The sequence below is a fragment of the Pseudomonas protegens genome (assembly GCF_003732485.1).
Lineage (GTDB): Bacteria > Pseudomonadota > Gammaproteobacteria > Pseudomonadales > Pseudomonadaceae > Aquipseudomonas > Aquipseudomonas protegens_B.
Genome location: NZ_MOAK01000018.1, coordinates 76,596 through 77,389 on the forward strand (window position 1 = coordinate 76,596; position 794 = coordinate 77,389).

The following is a 794-nucleotide window of genomic DNA, read 5'->3' on the forward strand; positions in this document are numbered from 1 at the left end:
TGAGGAACGGCTGGTCGTTCACCGTGCTGGCTTCCACCACCGCATCCACCGCGGCTTCGGGCAGTTGCTCGGGGCCGGCGACACGCTGCGCCACCAGGGAAACGCCCAGCACCAGGACAATGCCCGCCACCAGGCGCAGGGCGGAAAAGCCCCAGCCCAGGACAAAGCCCATGAACACCAGGGTGGCCGGGTTGAGCACGGGGTTGGCGATCCAGAACGCCAGGGCCGCGCCCACCGAAACCTTCTGCCGCCGCAGCCCGGCGGCCACTGGTGCGGCGCAGCAGGAACACATCATGCCCGGCAGGGCGAACAGCCCGCCGCGCAGGGTCGAGCCGAAGCCGGCACGGCCGAACAGGCGCAGCAGCCAGTCCCGGGGAATCAGTACCTGCAACAGGGAACCTAAGATCACCGCCAGCACCGCAGCCTTCCAGATGGCCAGGAAGTACACCTGGGAATAGGCCAGGGCGGCGCTCCAGGGCGAGCTCTGCTGATCGTTGAGGATCGAGGCACCGATGCTGTGGCTGTCGGCGGCGACAAAGGCCTTGAGGTAGTAGGGCGACCACTTCACGTAATACAGGCCGATAGCGGCCACGAGCAGGAACAGCAGGGGTTTGCACCAGAACGCCCAGCCGCGAGCGGGCTGGGTGGAGGCGAGGTTGGACATGAAGGGGTTTCCGCACAAAGACAATAAGCGCGAATTGTAGCTGCTGGCGCCGGTGCGCCGCGAACCGATCTCGTCCGGCATTGGACTGTAGCCGCTGCCGAGCCTGCGGCAGCGGCTACAAGGGGGGGGT

At 66.9% G+C, this 794-nt stretch carries 1 protein-coding gene; it reads right to left on the bottom strand.

Annotated features, from left to right (window positions below; genetic code table 11):
- On the bottom strand, positions 1–664 hold a 664-nt coding region (locus BLX41_RS34220; RefSeq protein WP_404942729.1), incomplete at its 3' end, for a permease.
- Between the last annotated feature and the right edge of the window lie 130 nt (positions 665–794).